Annotated in this window: 21 protein-coding genes; 18 read left to right on the top strand and 3 right to left on the bottom strand. The window is 60.9% G+C overall.

Annotated elements, in window-relative coordinates:
• Window positions 1–103 precede the first annotated feature (103 nt).
• From rplN to ACWNC0_RS08095, 13 genes are all read left to right on the top strand, one after another.
• Complete coding sequence (gene rplN, locus ACWNC0_RS08035; protein WP_007686569.1) at window positions 104–472, top strand: 50S ribosomal protein L14; 369 nt, start codon at window positions 104–106, stop codon at window positions 470–472.
• Entirely contained in the window at window positions 472–783 is a 312-nt protein-coding gene (gene rplX, locus ACWNC0_RS08040; protein ID WP_196225092.1) for a 50S ribosomal protein L24, read from the top strand. The genes rplN and rplX overlap by 1 nt, the downstream gene beginning before the upstream one ends.
• Complete coding sequence (gene rplE, locus ACWNC0_RS08045; protein ID WP_449470813.1) at window positions 783–1,355, top strand: 50S ribosomal protein L5; 573 nt, start codon at window positions 783–785, stop codon at window positions 1,353–1,355. The genes rplX and rplE overlap by 1 nt, the downstream gene beginning before the upstream one ends.
• A gap of 52 nt (window positions 1,356–1,407) precedes the next feature.
• Window positions 1,408–1,713 (top strand): 30S ribosomal protein S14, encoded by a 306-nt coding sequence (rpsN, locus tag ACWNC0_RS08050; RefSeq protein ID WP_449470814.1) that lies wholly within the window; start codon window positions 1,408–1,410, stop codon window positions 1,711–1,713.
• Between the two features lie 12 nt (window positions 1,714–1,725).
• On the top strand, window positions 1,726–2,121 hold the full coding sequence (gene rpsH / locus ACWNC0_RS08055) for a 30S ribosomal protein S8 (protein WP_021239751.1): 396 nt from the start codon (window positions 1,726–1,728) through the stop codon (window positions 2,119–2,121).
• Window positions 2,121–2,654, top strand: coding sequence for a 50S ribosomal protein L6 (gene rplF, locus ACWNC0_RS08060; protein WP_449470815.1), 534 nt, complete (start codon window positions 2,121–2,123; stop codon window positions 2,652–2,654). The genes rpsH and rplF overlap by 1 nt, the downstream gene beginning before the upstream one ends.
• A gap of 1 nt (window position 2,655) precedes the next feature.
• On the top strand, window positions 2,656–3,021 hold the full coding sequence (gene rplR / locus ACWNC0_RS08065; protein ID WP_449470817.1) for a 50S ribosomal protein L18: 366 nt from the start codon (window positions 2,656–2,658) through the stop codon (window positions 3,019–3,021).
• 2 nt (window positions 3,022–3,023) lie between these two features.
• Entirely contained in the window at window positions 3,024–3,749 is a 726-nt protein-coding gene (gene rpsE / locus ACWNC0_RS08070) for a 30S ribosomal protein S5 (protein ID WP_449470819.1), read from the top strand.
• A gap of 5 nt (window positions 3,750–3,754) precedes the next feature.
• Window positions 3,755–3,934, top strand: coding sequence for a 50S ribosomal protein L30 (gene rpmD, locus ACWNC0_RS08075; protein WP_196225097.1), 180 nt, complete (start codon window positions 3,755–3,757; stop codon window positions 3,932–3,934).
• A 279-nt stretch (window positions 3,935–4,213) separates the two neighbouring features.
• Window positions 4,214–4,738: a 50S ribosomal protein L15 gene (gene rplO, locus ACWNC0_RS08080; RefSeq protein WP_449470820.1), complete on the top strand. Its 525-nt coding sequence runs from the start codon at window positions 4,214–4,216 to the stop codon at window positions 4,736–4,738.
• 216 nt (window positions 4,739–4,954) lie between these two features.
• Window positions 4,955–6,319, top strand: coding sequence for a preprotein translocase subunit SecY (gene secY, locus ACWNC0_RS08085; RefSeq protein WP_196225099.1), 1,365 nt, complete (start codon window positions 4,955–4,957; stop codon window positions 6,317–6,319).
• A 45-nt stretch (window positions 6,320–6,364) separates the two neighbouring features.
• Window positions 6,365–7,021 carry an adenylate kinase gene (locus ACWNC0_RS08090; RefSeq protein ID WP_449470821.1) on the top strand — a complete coding sequence of 219 codons (657 nt, stop codon included), beginning with the start codon at window positions 6,365–6,367 and terminating at the stop codon, window positions 7,019–7,021.
• A gap of 431 nt (window positions 7,022–7,452) precedes the next feature.
• Complete coding sequence (locus tag ACWNC0_RS08095; RefSeq protein WP_449470822.1) at window positions 7,453–8,493, top strand: acyltransferase family protein; 1,041 nt, start codon at window positions 7,453–7,455, stop codon at window positions 8,491–8,493.
• Window positions 8,494–8,583: 90 nt separating this feature from the next.
• On the opposite strand, the gene ACWNC0_RS08100 is transcribed toward ACWNC0_RS08095, so the two are convergent.
• Window positions 8,584–9,396, bottom strand: coding sequence for a CsgG/HfaB family protein (locus ACWNC0_RS08100; protein WP_449470823.1), 813 nt, complete (start codon window positions 9,394–9,396; stop codon window positions 8,584–8,586).
• Window positions 9,397–9,560: 164 nt separating this feature from the next.
• On the opposite strand from ACWNC0_RS08100, the gene lepA reads away from it, so the two are divergent.
• The 3 genes from lepA to ACWNC0_RS08115 all read left to right on the top strand — a co-directional run bounded on the left by lepA (window position 9,561) and on the right by ACWNC0_RS08115 (window position 12,729).
• Window positions 9,561–11,366, top strand: a complete 1,806-nt coding sequence (gene lepA / locus ACWNC0_RS08105; protein ID WP_449470824.1) for a translation elongation factor 4 — start codon at window positions 9,561–9,563, stop codon at window positions 11,364–11,366.
• A gap of 126 nt (window positions 11,367–11,492) precedes the next feature.
• Complete coding sequence (locus ACWNC0_RS08110) at window positions 11,493–11,879, top strand: PH domain-containing protein (RefSeq protein ID WP_449470825.1); 387 nt, start codon at window positions 11,493–11,495, stop codon at window positions 11,877–11,879.
• A gap of 151 nt (window positions 11,880–12,030) precedes the next feature.
• The gene (locus ACWNC0_RS08115; protein WP_449470827.1) at window positions 12,031–12,729 is read left to right on the top strand and encodes a hypothetical protein; all 699 of its coding nucleotides are present in this window, start codon (window positions 12,031–12,033) and stop codon (window positions 12,727–12,729) included.
• Window positions 12,730–13,091: 362 nt separating this feature from the next.
• On the opposite strand, the gene ACWNC0_RS08120 is transcribed toward ACWNC0_RS08115, so the two are convergent.
• Entirely contained in the window at window positions 13,092–13,388 is a 297-nt protein-coding gene (locus tag ACWNC0_RS08120) for an I78 family peptidase inhibitor (protein WP_449474572.1), read from the bottom strand.
• An 11-nt stretch (window positions 13,389–13,399) separates the two neighbouring features.
• Window positions 13,400–14,566: a ribonuclease D gene (rnd, locus tag ACWNC0_RS08125; protein WP_449470829.1), complete on the bottom strand. Its 1,167-nt coding sequence runs from the start codon at window positions 14,564–14,566 to the stop codon at window positions 13,400–13,402.
• Window positions 14,567–14,694: 128 nt separating this feature from the next.
• Between rnd and aspS the strand changes: the two genes are divergently transcribed.
• Together aspS and ACWNC0_RS08135 are read left to right on the top strand one after the other, a co-directional pair.
• Entirely contained in the window at window positions 14,695–16,479 is a 1,785-nt protein-coding gene (gene aspS, locus ACWNC0_RS08130; protein WP_449470830.1) for an aspartate--tRNA ligase, read from the top strand.
• Window positions 16,480–16,643: 164 nt separating this feature from the next.
• Entirely contained in the window at window positions 16,644–17,426 is a 783-nt protein-coding gene (locus tag ACWNC0_RS08135; protein WP_449470831.1) for a polyphosphate kinase 2 family protein, read from the top strand.
• Window positions 17,427–17,470: the final 44 nt, after the last annotated feature.

Here is a 17,470-nt window from a genome sequence, read left to right on the forward strand (position 1 = left end):
GAGGTTACAGGCCCGCGCTTCGTGTTTCGAATCTTCCGGTCGAAACCCGAATTCGGAACCGCCGGGACAGTCTCGGTAGGCCAGACAAGAAGGAACCGGATCAATGATCCAGATGCAATCCAATCTTGACGTCGCCGACAACAGCGGCGCCAAGCGCGTCCAGTGCATCAAGGTGCTGGGCGGCTCGAAGCGTCGCTTTGCGAGCGTGGGCGACATCATCGTCGTCTCGATCAAGGAAGCTGCGCCTCGTGGCAAGGTGAAGAAGGGTGACGTGCATCGCGCCGTCATCGTGCGCACCGCTAAGGACGTGCGTCGCGCTGATGGCAGCGTGATTCGCTTTGACGGCAACGCCGCCGTGCTGATCAACAAGAACGAGGAGCCGATCGGCACCCGTATCTTTGGCCCGGTCGTTCGCGAACTGCGCGCCAAGAAGCACATGAAGATCATCAGCCTTGCTCCTGAGGTGCTGTAATGAGCGCTGCTAGAATCAAGAAGGGCGACAAGGTCGTCGTGCTGGCGGGCAAGGACAAGGGTCGCACTGGCGCCGTCCTGGCTGTGCTTCCCAAGGACGACAAGGTCCTGGTGGAAGGCATCAACGTGCATGCGCGTCACCGCAAGCCCGACCAGGCGAACCCGCAGGGTGGCATCGAGCGCAAGCCCGCGCCGCTCCACATTTCGAACGTCGCTGTCGCCGACAAGGATGGCAAGCCGACCCGCGTCCGTTTCGAGGACCGCGACGGCAAGAAGGTCCGCGTCGCCGTCAAGTCCGGTGAGGTGCTGTAATGAGCGACAAGTACACCCCGCGCTCTAAGGCGCAGTATGACGCGGAAATCGCGAAGGCGATGACCGAGAAGTTCGGTTACGAAAACGTCATGCAGGTCCCGAAGATCGAGAAGATCACGCTCAACATGGGCGTGGGCGAAGCGACCCAGGACAAGAAGAAGGTCACGTCGGCCGCCGAGGAAATGGAACTAATCGCTGGCCAGAAGCCGGTGATCACCAAGGCTCGCAAGTCGATCGCGCAGTTCAAGCTGCGTGAAGGCATGCCGATCGGCGCCAAGGTCACGCTGCGTCGTGAGCGCATGTACGAGTTTCTTGATCGTCTGATCAACGTTGCTCTGCCCCGCGTGCGCGACTTCCGTGGTCTCAACCCGAAGAGCTTCGACGGCCGTGGCAACTATGCCTTTGGCATCAAGGAGCAGATCATCTTCCCGGAGATCAACTATGACCGCATCGACAAGGTGCGCGGCATGGACATCATCGTGACCACCACGGCGAAGACGGACGAGGAAGCGCGCGAACTGCTGCGTCTCTTTGGCTTCCCCTTCCCGATCGAAGAGAAGCAGGCGGCCTGAACCAGGTCCCGCTTCTCTTTCCAAAGACACCCAAGGAAAGAGAACTTAAGTCATGGCGAAACTGAGTTCGATCAACAAGAATGAGCGCCGCAAGAAGCTGGTCAAGAAATATGCCGGCCGCTATGCGAAGCTCAAGGCGATCGCGAATGATGCCGCGGCCGACGACAGCGATCGTCTGATCGCGCGTCTGAAGATGGCGGAGATCCCCCGCAACGGCAACCCGACGCGCGTTCGGAACCGCTGCGAACTGACGGGGCGTCCCCGCGCTTACTACCGCAAATTCCGCCTCTGCCGCGTGCAGCTGCGTGATCTGGCCAACAAGGGCCTGATCCCCGGCGTCACCAAGTCGAGCTGGTAAGGATCATTTGAGATGGCATTGACCGATCCCCTGGGTGATATGCTCACCCGCATCCGCAACGGGCAGCAGGCGAAGAAGGACAGCGTTGTGTCCCCCGCTTCGAAGCTGCGCGCCCGCGTGCTCGACGTGCTGCAGCGCGAAGGCTATATCCGTGGTTATTCCGAGGAAGCTCTCGGCAAGCATCCGGGCCTGCGCATCGAGCTGAAATATTTCGAGGGCCAGCCCGCGATCAAGCATGTCGCCCGCGTGTCCAAGCCTGGTCGCCGCGTCTATTCGGGTTCCAAGGAACTGCCGGTGGTCCGCAACGGCCTGGGCATCACCATTGTCTCGACGCCTCGCGGCGTTCTGTCCGACGCTGAAGCGCGTGAGCAGAATGTCGGCGGCGAAGTGCTGGCGGAGGTGTTCTGATGAGCCGCACTGGTAAGAAACCGGTTGCCGTCCCCGCGGGCGTCACCGCCGCCATCGAAGGCGGTCAGCTGTCGGTGAAGGGTCCCAAGGGTACCCTCGCCATTCCGCTCGCCGACGAAGTCACCTACAGCATCGAAGACGGATCGATCGCCGTGAAGCCTGCCAATGACAGCAAGCGCGCCCGCGCTTTCTGGGGCATGCAGCGCACGCTGATCGCTAACCTGATCACCGGTGTTACCGAGGGCTTTTCCAAGAAGCTGCTCATCACCGGTGTCGGCTACCGCGCCAACTCGCAGGGCAAGACCCTGAAGCTGCAGCTCGGCTATTCGCACGACGTCGATTTCGCGATCCCGGAAGGTATCGAAATCAAGACCCCGGATAACACCACGGTCGAGATTATCGGTATCGACAAGCAGAAGGTGGGTCAGGTTGCGGCCGAGATCCGCCGCTGGCGCAAGCCCGAACCCTATAAGGGCAAGGGTATCAAGTACGCCGGCGAGTTCATCTTCCGCAAGGAAGGGAAGAAGAAGTAAGATGGCAAAGCTTTCCCTCTTCGCGCGGCGTCGTCGCCGCGTTCGCACCGCGCTCAAGGCAGTATCGGGCCACAAGCCCCGCCTCAGCGTCCACCGTTCGGGCCGTCACATCTACGCCCAGGTCATTGACGATGCGCAGGGCAAGACCCTGGCCGCCGCGTCGACCCTGGACAAGGACGTCGGGTCGAAGGCTCTGGGTAAGACTGGCGCCTCTTCGGAAGCCGCTGCCGAAGTCGGCAAGCGCGTTGCCGCTGCGGCGACCGCTGCCGGCGTCACCAAGGTCGTGTTCGATCGTGGTGGCTTCCTGTTCCATGGCCGCGTCAAGGCGCTGGCCGATGCCGCCCGCGAAGGCGGGCTGGAGTTCTGATCATGGCTGACGAAAACGAAATCCAGGCCCAGGCGGGCGCACCTGCTGCTGTCGAAGGCGGCGAGAATGCACCGACCGAGGGCCGTGGTCCCGGTCGCGGTCGTGGTCGCGGCGGTGACCGCAACCGTGGTGAGCGTGGCGGCCGTGGCCGTCGCGACGATCGTCGCGGTGGTAACCGTGACGAGGAACAGGGCGAAGAGCTGATCGAGAAGCTGGTTCACATCAACCGCGTCTCGAAGACCGTCAAGGGCGGTAAGCGCTTCGGCTTTGCTGCTTTGGTGGTTGTCGGCGACGGCAAGGGTCGTGCGGGCTTCGGCCATGGCAAGGCGCGCGAAGTGCCTGAAGCCATCAGCAAGGCGACCGCTTCGGCCAAGAAGGCGATGGTTCGCGTTCCGCTGAAGGAAGGCCGCACGCTGCACCATGATGGCCTCGGCCATTTCGGTGCGGGCAAGGTGACGGTTCGTTCGGCTCCGGCCGGTACGGGTATCATCGCCGGTGGTCCGATGCGCGCCGTGTTCGAAAGCCTCGGCGTTGCAGACGTCGTGACGAAGTCGAATGGCACGTCCAACCCTTACAACATGATTCGTGCGACCTTCTCGGCGCTGGGCGAACAGACCAGCCCTAAGTCGGTGGCGCAGCGTCGTGGCAAGAAGGTTGCTGACCTGCTTCGTCGTGGTGGCGCCTCGGCCGAAGTCGCGCAGGCTGATGCCGAAGCGATCGTGGAGTAACGTATATGGCGAAGATCAAGATCAAGCAGATCGGCTCACCGATCCGCCGTCCCGCCGACCAGAAGAAGATTCTGATCGGCCTCGGCCTTGGCAAGATGCACCGCGTGGTTGAACTGGAAGACACAGCGGAAGTCCGCGGTGCCATCGCCAAGCTTCCCCACATGGTGGCAGTGGTCGAGGGCTGAGCCTTCCGTTCACAACGAAATGAAGCGGGAGAGGGGGAAACCCCTCTTTCGTTTTTTTGGAAGACGCGCTAAAGGCGCGACTTCCAAAATCCCAACGTAGGCTGGGATTTCATGCCGGATGGCGAGTCCTCTTGTGAGGAGACCCCCGGTTTCATTTGGTTAGGCGCGACCCGAGAAGTCGCGTTCAGCCGCCAGCGGTCCCAGCCTTCGCTGGGACTTCGGCGTGACTGCTCAAAGAGCAATCACGCCTCGCGCGAACATAGCGAAAGCGAGTGCACGATGACGAAGCTTAACGAACTCAATGACAATGCCGGTGCCCGTAAGGGCCGTATGCGCGTCGGCCGTGGTATCGGCTCGGGCAAGGGCAAGACCGCCGGTCGCGGCCAGAAGGGTGCCAAAGCACGTTCGGGCGTTGCGATCAACGGCTTCGAGGGCGGCCAGATGCCGCTCCACATGCGTCTGCCGAAGCGCGGATTCAACAACATCTTCGCCAAGGATTACGCGATCGTGAACCTGGGCGCGCTGCAGAAGGCGATCGACGCGGGTAAGCTCGACGCGAACGCCACCATTGACCATGCTGCGCTGAAGGCAGCCGCACTGGCTCGCGGTGGCAAGGACGGCGTTCGCCTGCTCGGTAAGGGCGAACTGACCGCAAAGCTCAACCTGCTTGTTGCGGGCGCGTCGAAGGGCGCGGTGGAAGCGGTCGAGAAGGCTGGCGGCAAGGTCGAAGTGATTGCTGTCGTTCCGGCCGCCGAAAAGGCCGCTGCCAAGAAGGGCAGCGCCAAGGCCGCCAAGAAGGCATAACAAGCCGCCGAGGCTTGCAAGCATGGCCCCGCTGCCCGATATGGGTGAGCGGGGCCTTGTGTGTTTTAGGATCAGGGACCTTTATCGCTGGCTCTGGTCTGGTTCAGAATGAACGGTGTGAATTTCCGCGTTCGACAGGGCGCGATCACGCCGCTAAGGGGTTAGCGATTCCGCGCCGGGTATCTGACCGGCAAGATGTTTTGAAGGGCAGCCAAGATGGCATCGAGAGCCGACCAGCTCGCATCCAATCTCAGCCTGGCAAAGTTCAGCCAGGCGACCGACCTCAAGAAGCGCCTATGGTTCACACTGGGCGCCTTGATCGTGTTTCGCTTCCTGAGTTTCGTGCCGCTACCGGGCGTCGACCCGACCGCGCTGTCTCAGCTTTACAAGCAGACGAACGGTGGTGTCCTGGACATCTTCAACACCTTTTCGGGTGGTTCTCTGTCACGCATGAGCCTGATCGCGCTCGGGGTGATGCCATATATCACGGCCTCGATCGTCGTACAGCTCGCGGCCAGCCTTTCGCCGCAGCTCGCCGCGATTAAGAAGGAAGGCGAGAGCGGTCGCAAAAAGCTCAACCAGTATACGCGTTACGGCACGGTTGGCCTGACTGCGGTGCAGGGCTATTTCATCGCGGTCGGCCTCGAAAGCTTCGGCGCGCAATCGGGTGTGCAAGCAGTGGTTGATCCCGGTTTTCTGTTCCGGATCGCAGCGGTCGTGTCGCTAATCGGGGGCACGATGTTCCTGATGTGGCTGGGTGAACAGATCACGTCGCGCGGTATCGGCAACGGCGTCAGCCTAATAATCATGGCTGGTATCGTTGCTCAGCTTCCGGTCACCCTAAGCAATCTTTTCAAATCGGGCAGCGAGGGATCGATCTCGGGCCTGTTGATCGTGATGGTCATCGCATTGGCGGTCGGCTTGATCCTGCTGATCTGTTTCATGGAGCGCGCGCAGCGCCGCGTGCTGATCCAGTATCCCAAGCGCCAGACTCGTCAGGGATTGATGCAGGCGGATCGCAGCCATCTGCCGCTCAAGGTAAATACCGCCGGCGTTATCCCGCCGATCTTCGCCAGTTCGCTTCTGCTGATGCCACTCACCATTTCCCAGTTCGCGGGTAGAACCATTGCCGGTGAGAGCAGGCTTGGGGATTTCGTACTGACGCTGAACCAATATCTGTCGCACGGCAGCCCGGTTTACATGGGCCTTTATGGCCTGGGTATCGTGTTCTTCTGCTTCTTCTACACCGCGGTTGTGTTCAATCCTGAGGAGACGGCAGATAATCTCAAGCGGAATGGCGGGTTTATACCGGGCATCCGTCCCGGCAAGAACACCGAAAATTATCTGGACTATGTGCTGACCCGGATCACGGTGATTGGTGCTGCCTATCTGGCCATCATATGCCTGGTGCCGGAATTTGCCATCGCCCGGGCGGGTATTCCCTTCTATCTGGGCGGGACGAGTCTGCTGATCGTGGTCAATGTCACGGTGGATACCGTGACGCAAATCCAGAGCCATTTGCTGGCGCACCAATATGGGGATCTGATCAAGAAGGCGAAGCTGAAGGGACGCCTTCGCTAAAAAGCGCATCGAGGCGCGGCGCAAGAACAGGGGAGTATGCGCAAAATGAATATCATTCTGCTGGGTCCTCCAGGAGCAGGGAAGGGCACGCAGGCGAGCCGCCTGGTCGAAACCCGTGGCATGGTTCAGCTGTCGACGGGTGACATGCTCCGGGCGGCGGTAAAGGCGCAGACGCCGATTGGCCTCAAGGCCAAGGCGGTGATGGAGGCGGGTGAACTGGTTTCGGATGAAATCGTTTCCGGCATCATCGGCGAAGCATTGGATGGGTTGGCCGACAGCACTGGCGTGATCTTCGACGGCTATCCGCGCACCGAAGCTCAGGCCCATTCGCTCGACGCCATTCTTGCCGATCGCGGCCGTACATTGGACCATGTCATCGAACTCGACGTCGATGAGGACGCTCTGGTTGAGCGCATCACGGGCCGCTTCACCTGCGCGACCTGCGGTGAGGGCTATCACGACAGCTTCAAGCAGCCCAAGGTCGCTGATGAGTGCGACAAATGCCATGGGCATGAGTTCAAGCGCCGTCCCGACGATAATGAAGAAACGGTTCGCACCCGGATGGCGGAATATCGCGCTAAGACCGCCCCCATCCTTCCAATCTATGAAGCGCGAGGGATCGTGTCCCGTGTGGACGGCATGGCTGACATGGACGATGTGACTGCGGCAATCGCGGGCATATTGGATCACGCCAAAGGCTGAGGTAATTTCTCCCGTCTTTCAGAGGCGGGAGGAGGGCAAGAGCAGCTTCCCGGCCCGCGCCGGTTGGCGGGCAGTATCGAACATGCTCGCATGATCTTTGCCGCACCATATAAGCATTTAAGGCGCCTTTCCGGGGCCTTGGGGCCTCTCCAAGCTGAGGCGGTCACTGGTACGCTCGACATCGCGCTCGATCCGGCGGGCAAGGACGTTTGTGTAAGCATGTCGCGAGAGGCTATATGCGAATGGGTCCGGTGCAGATCGCGCCCATTGTGGACAAGGTTCTGGCCGAGCAACTTGCACGGCTGAAGCGCACAGCGGAGCAGGGAGACTGACCTTCCAAGCTGGACTCAGCATGGAGGTGCCAGCAACAATATATATCCGACCCTAATATCTTAACCGATTGATTGCTGTTTCATTGCTAATGCATCCGGGTGACTGCTTCGCTCACTCGGAACCGCCTGGTCGAACTAGATGCCTTGAGAGGCATAGGCGCGCTGTGCGTGCTGATTTTTCATTATTCCACGCGTTTCCACGAGCTTTTTCCCCAAGCGGCGCACGTGCCCTTCAGCTTTCCCGGGGGCAATTATCGCGTCCTGCTGTTTTTCACGATCTCGGGCTTCGCCATATTCTTCACGCTGGATCGGATCGGTAGCGTCGCCGACTTTGCGGTAAACCGGATCGCTCGGCTTTATCCGGCTTATATCGTCGCGATGTTGCTAACCTTGTCGATCGAATATGCGGCAAAGGCGTCCCAATTGCTGGTAGGTCCCAGCGCGATCCTGGCTAACTTCACGATGTTGCAGGGGTTCGCGTTTCTTCCTGAGGTAGACGGCGCTTATTGGACTTTGACCGTCGAAATCGCCTTTTACTTCTGCATGATATCGATCTGGAAATGGGCTGGATTGAAAAGGCTCGAACCGATGCTGGCATTGTGGCTCGCGGTTCGCGCGATTTATGGGTTATGGCCCGACATGCCAGAACGCATCGTCATGCTTTTGGTACTGCGCTATCTCCCCTTCTTCATCATCGGGATGCTGTCGTACCGTGTATGGTCCGGTCAGCGAAGCTGGCGCCAGCAATCTCCCTACTCCCTCCTTGCACTGCTGTCGGTCGCCTTCGTGGAAAGTTGGGACGTCACGCTAATGGCTTGTATTCTGCTTGCAGGCTTTGCAGCGCTGATCAGAGGGCATTTGCAGTGGATCGCGTCACGTCCACTGCTCTGGATGGGTGGGATCAGCTATTCCTTCTACCTCATCCATCAGCATGTGGGTTTTGTCGTGATGCTGAAAATGGCGGAGCAGGGCTACAGCCCGTGGCTTGCCTTCTTCTCCGCGTTTCTTGTCGCGTTAACTTTGGGCACGGGCATCAACAGGCTGGTGGAGCGCCCCGCCGGTGAGGCGATAATATCGTGGTGGCGACGGCGGCGTGGAAAGAGGTTTGTGCACGCTGAAGCCTCGTCCCGGCCTATTTGATGAAGATGTCTATTCTGTCGCACAGACAGTGGGGGTGAGCGGAAGGAGAAGCACAGGGGCTCGGCATTGGTGCCAAGCCCCTGCAAAGATTTATTGCGCGCGGGGGGCGGCTGCTGCCGCGTTGGCAGGCAACCCGCCCATCTGCGTGACCAGCTTGGTATAGGCGTCCAGATAGGCGAGCACGATCACCTGACCGATTTCGGTATTCTGGTAGCCGCTAGCACCGGCAGCAGCAAAGCCACCCCACCAACCGGCACCACCGCCACCACCGAAGCCGATGTCGGTCTTGCGCGCATAGCCTTCGGTCAGCGCCTCTTCTTCAGTCGTACGGGCGTTGACGATGGAAAGCGTGACGTTCGCTTCCTTCTTCTTGATGTTCAGGCCGCCAGCAAGTGCGCCGAACGTGCCGCCCATCAGGCCGCCAAGTGCCGCGCCGAAGCCGCCGCCGCCAGAGTTGCGGTTGGACGAGACAATGTCAGGCTCCAGATAATAGTCGGCTGCCTTGACCTGGCCCCGGCCCAGGTTCGATCCAGCCTGCAATTCGCCCGAGTCCGCCATGGCGCGTTCCATCGCCCGGCTCTGCATGGCGCGGCCGCGGTTGACGATGCCGAAGCAGCCAGACTGCTGGATGAACACCTTGAGGATCGCTTCCGGGCTGCCCAGGTTCAACTCGCGCCACCACTGGTTGTCGGGTTCGACGATCGCGACAGTGCCAAGGCGGCGGGTACAGCGGGGAATCTCCTGCTGAGCGCGCTCCTGCGACCTGCGGCCCGAGGAGGCGCCTTTGGTGGTGCCATCCTTATAGGTCTTGCCAGAAGAACTCATATTCGTCTGCGCCATCGCAGACATCGGCGTAACAAGCATCGATGCTGTCGCGACGAGCGCGGAAACCGTCTTGAACATTGCCCCAAATCCCTTTCGAGCGGTTAATTATGGAATTTTTATTATGGTACGACCCGTTTAAGGCTCGCGTCAATTACCATAGCTCGCGGGCTTTTCCTACTGATGGTCAGGCTGTTTGCAAGCTCTGCTGACAGGCCCGCAAATGGCTGCTATCGGCGCGGTCCATGACCAACCTTTCGCACATCCGTAATTTCTCGATCATCGCGCATATCGACCATGGCAAGTCAACGCTGGCCGACCGGCTGATCCAGCGCACCGGGGGGCTGACCGACCGGGAGATGTCGGCCCAGGTCCTCGACAATATGGATATCGAGAAGGAGCGCGGCATCACGATCAAGGCGCAGACCGTGCGCCTCGACTATGTCGCGAAAAATGGTGAGACGTATGAGCTCAACCTCATGGACACGCCAGGCCATGTCGACTTCGCCTATGAAGTGAGCCGGAGCCTCGCCGCCTGCGAGGGCGCGTTGCTGGTGGTCGATGCGGCGCAGGGCGTGGAGGCGCAGACGCTGGCCAATGTCTATCAGTCAATCGAGCATGACCATGAGATCGTGCCGGTGCTGAACAAGATCGACCTGCCTGCCGCCGAACCGGAAAAGGTCCGAGCGGAGATCGAGGAAGTGATCGGCCTGGACGCTTCGGAAGCGGTGCTGGCGAGCGCGAAGTCGGGTATCGGCATCGACGATATTCTCGAAGCCATCGTCGCCAAGATTCCGCCGCCCAAGGGCGACCGCAACGCGCCGCTGGAAGCGATGCTGGTCGACAGCTGGTATGACCCTTATCTCGGCGTCGTCATCCTGGTCCGCGTCGTCAATGGCGTGATCAAGAAGGGGCAGCAGATCAAGTTCATGATCGGCGAGACCGAGCATCTGATCGACCGCGTCGGATGCATGCGGCCCAAGATCGAACAGCTGCCGGAACTCGGGCCGGGCGAGATCGGCTTCATCACGGCGCAGATCAAGGACATCAGCCAGACCCGCGTGGGCGACACGATCACCACGGTCAAGAATCCTGCCGCCAATCCGCTGCCGGGCTTCAAGGAAGTGCAGCCGGTGGTCTTCTGTGGGCTGTTCCCGGTCGATGCCAATGATTTTGAGAAGCTGCGCGATTCGATTTCGAAGCTGCGGCTGAACGATGCGTCCTTCTCCTTCGAGATGGAGACGTCGGCGGCGCTGGGCTTCGGCTTCCGCTGCGGTTTCCTGGGGCTGCTGCATCTGGAGATCATCCAGGAGCGGCTGACGCGCGAATATGATCTCGACCTCATCACCACCGCGCCGTCGGTGGTCTATGAGATGCACATGAAGGATGGGGAGGTGCGCCATCTGCACAACCCCGCCGACATGCCCGACCCGAACCATATCGAGATGATCGAGGAACCATGGATCGAGGCGGTGATCTACTGCCCCGATGAATATCTGGGGTCGATCCTGAAGCTCTGCCAGGACCGGCGCGGTATCCAGAAGAACCTGACCTATGTCGGCGGACGCGCGCAGGTGACCTATGAGCTGCCCCTTAACGAGGTGGTGTTCGACTTTTACGATCGCTTGAAGTCGATTTCGCGCGGTTATGCGAGCTTCGACTATCATCAGATCGGGACGCGCGAAGGCGACTTGGTCAAGATGAGCATCCTCGTCAACAATGAGCCGGTCGACGCGCTGTCGATGATCGTTCACCGAAGCGCGGCCGAAGCGCGCGGGCGGCATATGTGCGAGCGGTTGAAGGACCTGATCCCCCGCCACCTGTTCAAGATTCCGATCCAGGCGGCGATCGGCGGTAAGGTGATCGCGCGGGAGACGATCGCGGCGATGCGCAAGGACGTCACGGCGAAATGCTATGGCGGCGACATCACGCGTAAGAAGAAGCTGCTGGAGAAGCAGAAAGAGGGCAAGAAGCGGATGCGGGAATATGGGTCTGTACAGATCCCGCAGGAGGCATTCATTGCGGCGCTGCGGATGGGGGATGAGAGCTAACAACTCCTTCGTTCGGGGTGACCTCCTCCAAACCTCCTCCTTTCGTGGAGGGCCGCGTTAGCCAAGGATTGACGCGGGCGGGGCATCCATGATCATGTCCGTCCGCACTTCTTGATGGGACGAATGATGAGCGACGCCTGGCTGTATGACGAGCATCCTGCGATGTTTCGCGCGCATCCGTTTCTGTTCATCCTGCTGCTGATTTCTGTCGTGGGGCTGCTGGCGATTGGGGTCTGGTGGCTGCGGACGAAGGGGGAGCGGTTGGCATTGTCCGACCGGGAGGTGCTGATGGAGCGCGGGCTGCTGGCCAAGCAGCGGACCGAGATTGCGCTGTCGAGCATTCGTAGCGTGCGCATCACGCAGACATTCGGGCAGCGCATCTTCGATGTCGGCAATGTCGAACTGTTCAGTGCGGGCGACATCGCGGAAATCGCGGTCAGGTCCATGCCTCGGCCGGGCCGCATCCGGAACATCGCGGCGTCGCGCAATCTGGATTTGCTGCCACAGCGTTGACGGGCGTTCGCGCCCCCTTGACCTGACGCCAATTTATTTCGACGATATGTCCTGACTGAAGGGACAATGAAAAGCCTGTATCCGGGGAAGGATGCCGCTGGGTGACGCTGCTTCGCAATGGCGCGGGGCGCGGTTGCAAAGGGTGTCCTTCATGGCCTTGCCGGTGATGCTTTCGCTGCCTGAATTAACTGAGCCGCAGCGTGAGGCCGTTCGTGAGGCCTGCGGCTTTGCCTGCGTCCGATGTGGCGTCACCATCTATCGCTATCTTCGCCTGCCTGATTCGCCCCAAGCGACATTGCTCTGCCCGACTTGCCATGCGCTGGTGGAGGAGGGGCGGCTGACCACGGCGCAGGTGCAGGGATTTCATACCAATCCGGTGGTCCGCCAGCGGCACTTCGCCCGGGACCGCATGCCATTTTCCTCGGAGTTGCCGACTTTGATCGTCGGAGGCTCACGGCCGCTGCGCGATACGCCGATTCCGCTGGTGCTGGATGGGGAGCCGATCCTGATGTTCGCGCCGCCACGCCGCAGCCGGGGCGCGACGCGGATTAGCCTGCGGCTCGGTGATCCGGACGGCAATCCGGTGCAGGTGATTCAAGGCAATGAATGGCTGGCCGCCAATGGTAGCTGGCGGTTCCTGCTGCGTGGTGATCGCTACAGCGTCATGGCGGCGCGGGGCGAGGGCCTAGCCATTTTGCGGATCGTGGCGCGTAACCGGATCGCCGTGGAGCATCTGCGCACGACCATCCGGGGGCGGCGGTTGGAGGTGACGCCGGATTGGCTGGAGATCGACGGTAAGCGCCATGTGAACCGGATCGGTAGCGGCGCGCTTGTAGGACTGGAATGTTGAGGGGAGGCGCCAAAAATGGCGGATTTCCGTCGAAGTTCACAGTGTATGCGCGCGCGAGAGCGAGCGCGCGTGGGCGCGAGGGAGTGATGTGGACGTTTCAAAGAGAGGGGCGGGGATAGGGTTGTTGTGGGGGAATAGGACAGGGTGAATTTTGGTCTGGTGTTGGGAATAGGATGGTTTTTGGAGGGGGTGTGGTGTTTGGGTGACTGTGACCGTTCCCTCCCGCAAGCGTTCAAATCAGGCACGTGATTCGTTTGAAGGGTTAGGGGGGCGAGCGTAGTGAGCTTCTTTTAATCATATCGGCGTTGCGCTGGCCCACCCCCCGGCCCCCTCCCGCTTGCGGGAGGGGGAGCAGGAGTGCGCTAACCGCATCTCGCTGAGGTGATTACCATCTTCTCGTCATAGCTGACGGTGAGGCGATCGGGGCGGAAGTCCATGGTCATGGCCATGCCGGGGGCGCCCCAGCGGAGGGTGCGGGCGCCGGATGCTTCCAGCAGTTGCGCTCCGATGTCGGCGCTTGCGGTCTGGCCGACGAAACGGTCGAGGCCGTCGTTGCGGCAAGGCCCCTCGGCTGTCGCGGGCGTGGTGGCGGGGCCTTGTCCGTCAGCCGTGGTGCAGGCCGCTAGCAATAGGGGAATCATCAGCGCCGCTGCCCGCATCATTCTCGTTCCTATTCGGTGCGTGTCATCTTGAGGCGGCCGCCCTTGACCGCGAAGGCCAGGCGTCCTTCCACAAGGTCAACGGCATCGCGGCCGAATTGTTCATAGCGCCAGCCTTCCAGGATCGACAGGTCATCGCGGACACCTGCGGCCAGCGCGTCCAGATCGTCGCTCCGGGCCAAGAGGCGGGCGGCGACGTTGATGTCGCGCGAGCGAATCTTGAGGAGGAGCTTTAGCAAATCCGCGACTAGCGCGCCGTCCTTGCCAAGGCCGGGACGCTTGGGATCGCGTTCGGGCATCTCATCCTTGTCGAGCGGCGTGTGGCTGCCGAGCGCCGCCATCAGGCGGGCGCCGATGTCGTTGGTCTTCCAGGTGGCGGACAGGCCGCGCACCTTGCCAAGGTCTTCCTGGGACCGGGGCGGATGGCTGGCGATGTCGGCCAGCGTCTCATCCTTGACGATGCGACCGCGCGGCAAATTCTTGTCTTGCGCCTCGATCTCGCGCCATGCGGCGAGCGCTTTCAGGCGGCCGAGCACATCGGCCTTGCGGCTGGCGATGCGGACGCGTTTCCAGGCTTCATGCGGCTCGTTCACATAGTTGGAGGGATCGCAGACACGCTCCATTTCCTGGTCCAGCCAATCGCCGCGGCCGGTCTTGCGCAATTCCTCCAGCATCATCGGGAAAATCTGGATCAGATAGGTGACGTCGCCGATGGCATAATCGATCTGCCGCTTGTCGAGCGGGCGGCGTCCCCAGTCGGTGAAACGCGCGCCCTTGTCGAGTTGTACGCCGAGCCACGCGTCGATAAGGTTGCCGTAGCCGATCTGCTCGCCAAGGCCCAAGGCCATCGCCGCGATCTGCGTGTCGAACATCGGATGCGGGGTCCGGCCGGTCAGGTTGTAGATAATCTCCAGGTCCTGCCCGCCTGCATGAAAGACCTTCAGCACATCCTCGTTGTCGACCATCAGGTCGAGCAGGGGGCTAAGGTCTAGGCCCGGCGCCTTGGGGTCGATCGCGGCTGCTTCGTTGCTGTCGGCCACCTGGACGAGGCAGAGGTCGGGCCAGTAGCTGTTTTCGCGCATGAATTCGGTATCGACCGCGATGTAGGGCGATTTGGCGATACGGGCGCAGAATGAAGCGAGAGTCTTGCTGTCGGTGATCAGCGGATGGATTTGCATATGGTCTTCGATCTTATTATGGGCTGGCCCGCTCCCTGGCGGGCTCGTCGATGTTCGACATGAGTGCCCATAGCGGGGCTGCAACAATTTGTCATTTCCGTAAAACGAAGCTGAAAGACCAAAACGCCATGCACGCCTATCGCACCCACACCTGCGGCGCCCTTCGTGAAGGTGATGTCGGCGCGACTGTCCGCCTGTCGGGATGGATCCATCGCAAGCGTGATCATGGCGGCGTGCTGTTCATCGACCTGCGCGATCATTATGGGATCACCCAAATCGTCGCGAAGGCGGACAGCGATCCGCTGAGGGTGCTTGAGGCGTTGCGCCTCGAATCAGTGGTGACGATCGACGGCACGGTCGTGGCGCGCGGCCCCGAAGCGACCAACCCCAAGATGCCGACCGGCACGATCGAGGTCGTGGCCGATAGCGTGACGGTGCAGTCGACCGCCGCCGAATTGCCGCTGCCGGTCGCGGGGGAGCAGGAGTATCCCGAGGATATCCGCCTGCGCTACCGCTTCCTCGACCTGCGGCGCGAAACGCTGCATGCGAACATCGTCAAGCGGACCAAGGTCATCTCCGACATGCGCCGCCGCATGGAAGGCGCTGGCTTCACCGAATATTCGACGCCGATCTTGACCGCGAGCAGCCCGGAAGGCGCGCGCGACTTTCTGGTGCCGAGCCGCATCCATCCGGGGAAATTCTACGCCCTGCCGCAGGCGCCGCAGCAATATAAGCAGCTGCTGATGGTGGCGGGCTTTGACCGCTATTTCCAGATCGCACCCTGCTTCCGCGACGAAGACCCGCGCGCCGACCGTCTGCCGGGCGAGTTCTACCAGCTTGACCTCGAAATGAGCTTCGTCACGCAGGAGGATGTGTGGAGCACGATGGAGCCGGTGATTGCTGAGGTGTTCGAGCAGTTCGCCGACGGCAAGCCGGTGACGCCAGCGGGCAGCTTCCCGCGCATTCCTCATGACGAGGCGATCCTGAAATATGGATCGGACAAGCCGGACCTGCGCAATCCGATCCTGATTCAGGACGTGACCGAGCATTTCCATGGGTCGGGCTTCGGCATCTTTGCGTCGCTGGTCGAGAGCGGCAGCGTCATTCGTGCGATCCCGGCTCCCGGCGCTGGTGCGGGCAGCCGTAAATTCTTCGATGACATGAATAATTGGGCGCGGGGCGAGGGCTATTCCGGCCTTGGCTATATCAACATCAAGGATGGCGCACCCGGCGGTCCCATTGCCAAGAACCATGGCGAGGAGCGGACGGCAAAGCTGATCGAGGCGCTAGGCCTTGGTCCCAATGATGGCGTGTTCTTCGCTGCGGGCAAGGAAAGCCAGGCTGCGAAGCTGGCGGGTCTGGCGCGCATTCGCGTGGGCGAGCAGCTCGACCTGATCGACAAGGACCGGTTCGAACTGTGCTGGATCGTCGATTTCCCCTTCTACGAATATGACGAGGAATCGAAGTCGGTCGACTTTGCGCATAACCCCTTCTCCATGCCGCAGGGCGGGATGGATGCGCTGGAACATCAGGACCCGCTGACGATCAAGGCGTATCAGTATGACATGGTCTGCAACGGCTATGAGATTGCTTCAGGGTCGATCCGTAACCAATCGCCTGAGCTGATGGTGAAGGCGTTTGAGAAGGTCGGCCTTAGTCAGCAGGATGTGGAGGAGCGCTTTGGCGGCCTCTATCGCGCGTTCCAATATGGCGCCCCGCCTCATGGCGGCATGGCGGCTGGCGTGGATCGCATCGTCATGCTGCTGTGCGGGGCGCAGAACCTGCGCGAAGTGACGCTGTTCCCGATGAACCAGCGCGCCGAGGACCTGCTCATGGGCGCGCCCAGCGCGGCGGAGTTCAAGCAGCTGCGTGAACTGCATGTCCGGGTCGTGGAGCCGCAGGCCAAGGCTTGATCACCCTACCGTCATCCCAGCGAAAGCTGGGATCTCGGTCGAGATCGCACTTCGCCTCTTGAGATCCCAGCGTTCGCTGGGATGACGGGGCAGGGGCGGGGTAGATTTGACTTTTCGTCGCTTCAGGCGTTGCTTTCCTCATCTGCACAGGAAGGATGACGCGCATGGCGATTGACCTTGCCGACTATGAGAAGGGCAAGCCTCTCAAGGGCGACTATGAGGCGGAGCTGGAAAAGCTGCAGGGGCGGCTGGCGAAGATTCAGGTTGCCCATGTGATCCATGACCGGCGGTCGGTCATCCTGTTCGAAGGCTGGGACGCGGCGGGGAAGGGCGGCATCATCAAGCGGATGACGGCGCAATGGGACCCGCGCTATTATCGCGTCTGGCCCATCGCCGCGCCGTCCGCCGAAGAATGCGACCATCATTTTCTCTGGCGTTTCTGGACCCGGCTGCCTGCGGGCCGCAACATCGCGGTGTTCGACCGCAGTTGGTACGGGCGCGTGCTGGTCGAGCGGGTGGAGGGGCTCTGCTCCAAGGGCGAATGGAAGCGCGCCTATGACGAGATAAACGCCTTTGAAAAGCAGCAGGAGGATGCGGGTACCAACATCATCAAGCTGTTCGTCCACATTACCCAGGAAACGCAGGACAAGCAGCTGGCGCAGCGGCTCGATACGCCGTGGAAGCGGTGGAAGACGGGCGCGGAGGATTATCGCAACCGGGCGCGGCGTGACGATTATCTCGACGCGATGCACGACATGTTCAAGAAGACGGACAGCAAATATGCGCCATGGCAGGTGATCGACAATAATCACCGTGCGGCCGGGCGGATCGCCGCGCTGAAATATGTCGCCAAGTCATTGGAAAAGTTGGTGCCGATGGATTTTCCTGAGGCCGACCCGGAGGTGGTCAAGCTCGCCAAGGAAGCATTCAACTATAAGATGCCGTAAAAAACCAAGACAAAACAGTGCGTTGTCATAAATCTGTCATCAAA

This window comes from Sphingobium chungangianum (assembly GCF_977014255.1).